Annotated in this window: 8 protein-coding genes and 1 pseudogene; all 9 read left to right on the forward strand. The window is 43.0% G+C overall.

Annotated features, from left to right (window positions below):
• Nucleotides 1-142: 142 nt before the first annotated feature.
• The gene (locus tag AZH43_RS16185; RefSeq protein ID WP_067671909.1) at nt 143-409 is read left to right on the forward strand and encodes a hypothetical protein; all 267 of its coding nucleotides are present in this window, start codon (nt 143-145) and stop codon (nt 407-409) included.
• 228 nt (nt 410-637) lie between these two features.
• Nucleotides 638-1,894 (forward strand): serine hydroxymethyltransferase, encoded by a 1,257-nt coding sequence (gene glyA, locus AZH43_RS16190; protein ID WP_067671911.1) that lies wholly within the window; start codon nt 638-640, stop codon nt 1,892-1,894.
• Between the two features lie 168 nt (nt 1,895-2,062).
• The gene (gene rnk, locus AZH43_RS16195; RefSeq protein ID WP_067671913.1) at nt 2,063-2,467 is read left to right on the forward strand and encodes a nucleoside diphosphate kinase regulator; all 405 of its coding nucleotides are present in this window, start codon (nt 2,063-2,065) and stop codon (nt 2,465-2,467) included.
• 527 nt (nt 2,468-2,994) lie between these two features.
• The gene (locus AZH43_RS16200) at nt 2,995-3,960 is read left to right on the forward strand and encodes a TauD/TfdA dioxygenase family protein (RefSeq protein WP_067671916.1); all 966 of its coding nucleotides are present in this window, start codon (nt 2,995-2,997) and stop codon (nt 3,958-3,960) included.
• 121 nt (nt 3,961-4,081) lie between these two features.
• Entirely contained in the window at nt 4,082-4,786 is a 705-nt protein-coding gene (locus tag AZH43_RS16205) for a Crp/Fnr family transcriptional regulator (protein WP_067671919.1), read from the forward strand.
• Nucleotides 4,787-5,038: 252 nt separating this feature from the next.
• Nucleotides 5,039-5,830, forward strand: coding sequence for a tellurium resistance protein (locus tag AZH43_RS16210; RefSeq protein WP_067671925.1), 792 nt, complete (start codon nt 5,039-5,041; stop codon nt 5,828-5,830).
• A 17-nt stretch (nt 5,831-5,847) separates the two neighbouring features.
• Nucleotides 5,848-7,005, forward strand: coding sequence for a toxic anion resistance protein (locus tag AZH43_RS16215; RefSeq protein ID WP_227509834.1), 1,158 nt, complete (start codon nt 5,848-5,850; stop codon nt 7,003-7,005).
• A gap of 56 nt (nt 7,006-7,061) precedes the next feature.
• Entirely contained in the window at nt 7,062-7,979 is a 918-nt protein-coding gene (locus tag AZH43_RS16220; RefSeq protein ID WP_067671922.1) for a hypothetical protein, read from the forward strand.
• A gap of 245 nt (nt 7,980-8,224) precedes the next feature.
• Nucleotides 8,225-8,434 (forward strand): annotated as a pseudogene (locus AZH43_RS16225) (alkyl hydroperoxide reductase subunit F); the annotation flags it as partial.

Consider the following 8,434-nt stretch of genomic DNA (forward strand, 5'->3'; position numbering starts at 1 on the left):
ACCTTAACTATAATATTAATTTTCTATTTAGCGTGTTTACTCAGATATATWCGTTTACCTATGTCCATAAACCCGCTAAAATTTTACGGGTTTTTTATAGTWGSRYKCATTAAACGGCTATGGCCGGACGCAAACTGAGTTTATGAGTATTCCTGTTATCAACACATTCCTGCAAACTGGTTCTCAGCCTGGCTTAACAAAATTAAATCAGAAAGTATTTATTTATCAGGGTGGAGCTGATACCACAGTACCGAAAGCCGCAACGGATATCCTCATTGCTTCGATGAAAGCCAATGGCACCAGCGCAAGCAATATTGAATATCAAGAGGATGCTGCATGGGATCACGGTACGGTTTATACGCAAAATTATGAAAATTTTGTAGGAGATATTGATTCACTGTTTGAATAGCTAACATTAAAGAGCAAATTCTCAGATTTATAGCTAAAGGCTCTAATGTAAAATCTCTTATGCCAATTCAATAACTTGATTTAAACTAAATGCTCATCTTTCTGATAAAGATGGGCATTTTTTATTTAAAACTGAGTAAACTTCATTCTCAAAATTTATAAACTTCATGCTACAATACGCGCCAATCTTAGCACGGCTTAAAAGCCCTAATTTAATAGGACCTCGCTAATGTTTGCCAACATCTCTATTGCTGAATTTGATCCAGAAATCGCGAAAGCTATTTCTCAAGAAGATGCCCGCCAAGAAGCGCACATCGAACTGATTGCTTCAGAAAACTATTGCTCTCCAGCAGTTATGGAAGCTCAAGGATCAAAACTCACTAACAAATATGCGGAAGGCTACCCAGGCAAACGCTATTACGGCGGCTGCGAATACGTAGACGTTATTGAACAATTAGCGATTGACCGTGCTAAAGAACTTTTCGGCGCTGACTATGCAAACGTTCAGCCGCATGCAGGTTCACAAGCGAACTCTGCGGTTTATTTAGCGCTTCTTAACCCAGGCGACACAGTACTAGGCATGAGCTTGGCTCACGGCGGTCACTTGACTCACGGTGCTAAAGTTAGCTTCTCTGGTAAAACTTACAACGCAATTCAATACGGTTTGAACCCAGAAACGGGCGAAATCGATTATGAAGAAGTTGAACGTTTAGCAGAAGAACACAAGCCGCGCATGATCGTTGCTGGTTTCTCTGCATACAGCCAAATTGTTGACTGGCAGCGTTTCCGTGACATCGCGGACAAAGTTGGCGCTTACCTATTTGTAGATATGGCTCACGTAGCTGGTCTAGTGGCTGCTGGCGTATACCCAAGCCCAGTGCAAATTGCTGACGTAACGACTACAACAACTCATAAAACGCTTCGCGGCCCGCGTTCAGGTTTAATCCTTGCAAAAGCCAATGAAGAAATTGAGAAAAAATTACAATCAGCTGTATTCCCAGGCAACCAAGGCGGTCCATTGGTTCATGCTGTAGCGGCTAAAGCGATCTGCTTTAAAGAAGCGATGGCGCCTGAATACAAAGATTACCAGAAACAAGTTGTCGTAAATGCTAAAGCAATGGCTGAAGTATTAATCGCTCGCGGCTATGACGTTGTTTCTGGCGGTACAGAAAACCACTTGTTCCTCTTGTCTTTAATTAAACAAGGCGATATCACTGGTAAAGAAGCAGATGCTTGGTTAGGCGCTGCTCACATTACCGTGAACAAAAACTCTGTGCCAAATGATCCGCGTTCTCCATTTGTGACTTCAGGTATCCGTATCGGTACGCCTGCAGTGACAACTCGCGGTTTCGGCGAAGCTGAAGTACGTGATTTGGCTGGCTGGATTGCAGACATTTTGGATGCGAAAGGCGATGAAGCAGTAATCAATACTGTTAAAGCGAAAGTTGAAACTGTTTGCGCGAAATTCCCAGTTTACGCGAAATAAGTTTGACTTGAGAAAAGCCCCTCAAAGGGGCTTTTTTTATGGCGGAAGAAAAACGATTTGCTAGCGGTTTTTCATCAATCTCTGCTATAACAGAATGAAAGCAATTATAAATTTTAAAATCAGGCCGCAGCTGTTTTGACGGAAAAACAAGATTTAAAGGAAAAGCATATGACCAAACCTAATATTATTCTTTCTGAGCAAGATCTGCACAGATTGGAAACCATGCTGGAGCATCAGTCAAAATTGACGCCGACTATGGAACATTTAGAAGCTGAGTTAGCGCGTGCCGAGGTAGTTGCGCCTCAAGAGGTTCCGGCGAATGTCGTCAGCATGAATGCAAAAGTTCTGATTACTATTGCGCCATCGACAGAACCGACTGAAATTACGTTGGTTTATCCGCATGATTTTATTGGGGAGAAAGGTCAAGTCAATGTGCTGGCTCCAGTGGGCGCAGCAATTTTAGGCTTATCTGAAGGGCAAGAAATTGAATGGCCGCAGCCCGATGGCCATATTATGAAAGTTAAAATTGAAAAAGTGCTGTATCAGCCGGAACGCGAAGGCAATTATTTGTAATCGATTAAAAAAACCATGAAATTCATGGTTTTTTTAGCTGTGGAATAATATTGGAAAATTGGGTGGTAAATAAAATCTAAAGAAGAACGCAATGATCAGTCCGCCCAGCGATATAAATAGCTTCGGTTTGCATCCGTCAGGTAAAAATTGAGTTCCAGCCTGCCACGGAATGAATCATTGAATTTTATCTATAGACAGATACCGCGATTTAATTGGCTGATGATTTATCATTTAATGAAATCAGTAATTTATATCTTAAGAGCCGCTGTGAGATAATATTATTATTTTCCATTAAATTCAGAGGAAATGCTCTGGATGCCATATTCGCTTTTAAGTCATTGAAGGTCAACCATCTAAGCCAGTATTAAACTACGGCGGCTTATCCGTTTTGCCTTATGCATAATTTTGAACAAGCACAGCATATATTCAGGGAATTTCTGTCAAGCATTTGACAGTGTGATTTGAGCTGGATTGGCAGACTGTATTCATCAGCAAATGATTGCTTATACTACAAGATGAGGCGGAAAATGGGTCAAGAACAAATAGCGGCATACAATCCAAACTATCAATATCAGCATATTTCAGTACAGCCGGTTACGGGCCGTACTGGCGCTGAAATTTCAAATATTCATTTATCTGGGGACTTGGCGCCTGAAGTTGTATTTGAATTGCAGCATGCGCTGAATAAGCACAAAGTCGTGTTTATCCGCGGGCAGGCGCATTTAACAGATTTAGAGCAGGAAGCTTTTGCAGAATTGCTGGGCAATCCTTTGAATCATCCGAGTGTTCCGTTAAAAGACGGCACCGCGCATACTTTGGCGATTGACTCGCGTGGCGGGCGCGCAGATTCATGGCATACCGATATTACGTTTTTGCCGAATTATCCTAAAGCGACTATTTTGCGCAATGTGATTGCGCCTGAAACAGGCGGCGATACCGTCTGGGCAAATACGACTGCGGCTTATGACGATTTAAGCCCTGAATTGAAGCAGCTGGCGGACAGCTTGCGTGCAGTGCACAGCAATGACTATGATTATGCGGCGCGCTCATCGTCTGAAAATAACTTAGAAAACCGCAAACTGTTTACAACCGCTGTAGAAATTGAGACAGAGCATCCATTGGTGCGCGTGCACCCTGAAACTGGTGAAAAAACTTTGGTTTTGGGGCATTTCTTTAAGCGTTTTAGCGGCTATAGCCCTTCGCAGTCACGCCGGTTATTTGAGTTATTTCAAGAGCAGATTACCCAATGGGAAAATGTGGTGCGCTGGCGCTGGGCCGTGGGCGATGTTGCAATTTGGGACAACCGTTCGACACAGCACCGCGCAATTAATGATTATGGCGATGCCTTGCGTGTTGCAAGCCGTGTAACTATTGAAGGGGATATTCCAGTCGGTGTTGACGGTCAGCCCAGCCAAGTGCTGAAAAATATCGTTAATCAGGATATTTCGAACTTAAGGGCAGATGAAGGGAAAATTTATCAAAAGGCATCTTGAATGGGGTGAGCTTGCAGGTTTAAAACATAAAAACACATATCTAAAGATAAAATAATTAGTTCATCCGCTGTATTTTCAGGCCTAGTATCATAATGAATATTAGGTCTTTTTATTTGAGCTTATGGCTGGACTCAGCGGAAAACAAAAGTTAGCGACGATATTGAATCATGATGAAGTTTTTTCGGGCTTTAATTCTGAAGATAAACTGATGCTTTTAAAGCATGCGCGCCTGCAGCGGTTTTTGCCTGCACAGCATATGCTTCGCCAAGACCAGCTGCTGGAAGATGTTTATGTGCTTTTGGATGGCGCGCTGCATATTGGATGGCTGAGGCCGAATGGTGAATTAAAAGTGAATGATTTAGTACAGAATTATTCTGCGTTTAATTTGGTCGCCTTGCTGCAGAATAAACCGCTGACGTATGACTATTTTGCAGTGGGCAGGGTAGAGGTTGCATTGATTCCTGCACCGCTATTTTTCAGCCTCATGTATGCGCAGCCCAAGGCCATGCAGCAGCTCATTCAGCTTTTGAGCCAACGGATGTATCATCTTTTTGAACATAACCGCTATTTGCAGACAGCAAATCTGAATCAGCGGATGGCAAGGCATTTATTGAAGCTTTCCCGTTTGTATGGGCGCCGGCATGAAAAGGGTATTGTGCTGCAGATCAAGCTGTCACAGCAGGATTTTTCTGAACTGTTTAATGTTTCTCGGCAAACGCTGAACAAGCATGTGCAATATCTGGTGCAGGAAAAAATTATCAGCTGGGGCTATAGCCAGATTCAAATATTGGACCTGCCCCGCTTAGAGAAATTAAGTCAAATTTAGCCTGCGCATCTTAACGATAAGATGCCTCATCAAACCCTGTCTGATGTTAAAACGCTATCAACGTTTCGAGCGGCAGAGGCTTAATCTCCGAAGAGTAAAAACTTTATCCATGCATGGCGGCAGGCTCAAGCTGAGATGAATTGCACTGGATACAGTGTCAGCTGAAAAAAATGTATTTTTGCAAATTGCAGCATGAATTTATTCAGAAACAACGTATTATGCAGAAAAGGCCTCAATGAGTTTTATGCAGCCATGTCTTATAGTGCGCAACTGACACCTTTGGCAGATATTGAAGTCAATTCAGAAGAGCTGCTGACCATCAAGCGCAATGAATTGCTGCCGCTGCTGAATGATCCATACCGTTTGAATCATTATGCAGATCAATTGATTCAAGCGCAGTCGGCGCTGCTGAATGGCGTTGATCCTCAATTGACACAAAGGCTGAGCCAAAGTATAGAACATTTGATTCAGTCGCTGTCCGATTCAAAAAAATATTTGAAAAAGCGTAAATTTAATGGCTTGCAGAAATGGCTGGGTTTGGATTTGGAGTTCGGTTCAAGCCAAGTAGAATACTATAAAAATTTAGACCGCAATTTAGATGAAGCGAATCAGCTGAGCCAGCGGCTGCAAATTGAGATCCAGAAATCGCAATCACGCTTTAATCAGCTGCAGGGCCTGCGTGAGCAAATGGCAAAATATATTCAAGCGGCGGAGGAGTTTTTGCAGGAATATCCAACTTTTGCACAGCAGTCGCTGCCGCTGGACAGTTTTGCTGAAAGGCTGTCCAAGAAAATTCAAACCTTAAGAACACTGCAGGCCAGCAATGATCTTGCCATTATGCAGATGCATCTGTCGCAGCAGCTATCATTCTCTTTGCTGGATAGATATAAAGAAGCGCAGCAGGTGCTGATACCTGCATGGCAGCATCATGTAAAACAAAGCCAGCAAAGCGGCTCGACAAGTTCATTGGAAAAACTTGATAATAGCCGTGATAAACTTATTAAAACTTTAAAAAAATCATTAGAGAAACCCTCTAAATCATAATCAGTACAAGGTGCGCTATGACCCATCCAGAAAATACCCCATTACCGGCTGACATTGAACTGAAGGAAACTCAAAATACTGATGTTGCCGCGGTTGAACAAAAGTTCCAGCAGCTGGACTTGCAAAGCATTGGTTTGCAGCCAGCCGATTTTCAGGATGTTATAGCTGCGCATAAAGAGCTGGCGGAAATAAATCATAATGCCGTCGCGGAATATGGTAAAAATATTGCCGCTAAAACCTCCAGCTATACCGATGAACTGCTGGATTTAGTGCAAAACAAAGATTTGGATGCGACAGGGCAAAAGCTGAATCAGGTGGTGCAGGTGGCGCAGCAGCTGAATACCAGCAGCATTCTCAACAAATCCAAAAGCTCCGGTTTTTTTGGCGGGATTCTAAGCAAATTCAAAGGCGCCAAGCAGAATTTTGATCAGCACTTCAATACCACCAAAGAGCAGATAGATGCCTTGGTGAAAGAAATTGAAACCTCGCAAAATGGCTTGAAAGCCCGGGTCAATACATTGGATAAAATGTTCGGCGGCGTGCAGGAAGAATACAAGCAGCTGGGGGTTTACGTCGCTGCGGGCAAGCTGAAAGAGCAGGAAATTCAGCAAGAAATTGCTGCTTTGACCGCCCAAGAGCAGGATCAGGTTAGAACGCAGAAAATTTATGATCTGAACCATTTGGCGAATAATTTAGAAAAACGGGTCAGTGATTTGCAGGTGCTGCAGCAGTCGGCGATGCAAACTTTGCCAATGATCCGGATTATTCAATCCAATAATTTAATGCTGGTTGATAAGTTTTACGCGATTAAAAACATTACGCTGCCGGCATGGAAAAATCAAATCAGCTTGGCGATTTCACTGCAAGAGCAGAAAAACAGTGTGCAGCTGGCAAACAGCATTGATGACGCCACCAATGAACTGCTGAAACGCAACGCTGATTTGCTGCATCAAAACTCGGTCGATACAGCGAAAGCCAATCAGCGTTCGGTCATTGATATTGAAACGCTTGAACATGTGCAGAATACCCTCATTAAAACAGTAAATGATGTGATTCAAATTCAGAAAGAAGGCATGCAGAAGCGTGATGAAGCGGCGAACCGTTTACGGACGCTTCAGGATAATTTGAATCACTTAGTGCTTGAGTCTAGCTCGAGCGGAACAAAGCCGAACTAAGCCATCTTATTGATGTACTTGGGGAGGCCGTTTAAGAACCGTTCAGGAGAACTTATTTGCCTCCCTTAGATGAATATGCGGTGAATCCGCAGCAGCTTGAAGCAGGGCTTAAAACCTTAAAAAATCGTCAGCGCAATCTGCTGCTGCTGAGTATTGCGTCGACTGTGGTGCTGTTTGTCGCAGTGATTGGGCTGTTTATGCAGCAAGCGCTGGTTTACAGTTTCTTTGGCTTGACGATGCAGGTCGAGCAGCTGCATTTGCCCAGCAGCGTCAATAGTGATTTTGCTTCTTTGGGCCATCAATCTGATTATTTTATTAATTTGCTGTCGTGGTTCGGCTGGCTGTTTTTAAAGCTGTTCGCTGCCTTTTTCGGCGCATTTATTGCCGTGTATTTGTTGCGGAAAATTAGATTTTTTTATGTGCGCTTTCAATCTTTTGTATTGAAATTTGTGAGCTGGCTGATCGCTTTTATGCTGATATGGGGCAGCTTAACCTATGTGCAATATGACTGGAACAGTGGCCGCAATGAAGAGTTTCAGCAAGTGGTGCACTATGATAAAAATATTCAAGACAGTGACATGGCGCGGTATTTAGCCGAATCTGACCTGCCTGAACCTGTCAAAAGCTATCTTTTGGCGCAGACTGCGTTGCTGCATCATCCCGCAGATCGGGCGGCCGCTATTCCTTATGTGCAGGCTTTAATTAAAGCTGAAAAAAATGATCCGCAATTTTTAGAATACGGTTTTAAACCTGAACAGCTATGGACGATGCAGAATCAGCTGTTTCAGCAGACTTTAACGCCAATGGCAAAAAGTGTCAGTACCCAAGTGGCGCAGGCTGAACTGCTGAATAATGCCCTGAAATGGGCGCTGCTGGCTGTCACCGTGCTTAGCGCTCTAATGAGCCTGATTTTATTTGCTTTAGCGCATCAGCTTAAAAGCAGAACCTTAAGAATACAGCAGCGTATTGTTTAGCTTGAGTTTTGCGCTTATTTTTAGCTGGGCTTGAACTGGAGCATGAAATTTCATGTTTTGGCTGAAATATCTTGAAATATAATGTTTGATCCTCATATAAGCTAAGCGATTGTTATTCAGTTTGTTTTTAACTTGTCATTCAATAAATCGATTGATGATATAAAAACAAACTGTTTTATCTATTTTGATAAATCCCCTATTATTCACACATCGAATAAATATTTACTCCTTTGGAGGCGTTAGCAATGCTGGATCAAAATACTTCTGCTCAACTTAAAACCCTGCTTGAACGTTTGGAAAGCCCAATTGAAATCGTGGCCACCCTGAACGGCACTGACAAATCTGACAAAATCAAAGAGCTGGTGACTGAAGTCGCTGCGCTGTCTGATCAGGTGACTGCGCGCTTTGACGGCACTAATTCACGTGCGCCAAGCTTCGGCATTGCAAAAAAAGGC

The organism is Acinetobacter pragensis (assembly GCF_001605895.1).
Lineage (GTDB): Bacteria > Pseudomonadota > Gammaproteobacteria > Pseudomonadales > Moraxellaceae > Acinetobacter > Acinetobacter pragensis.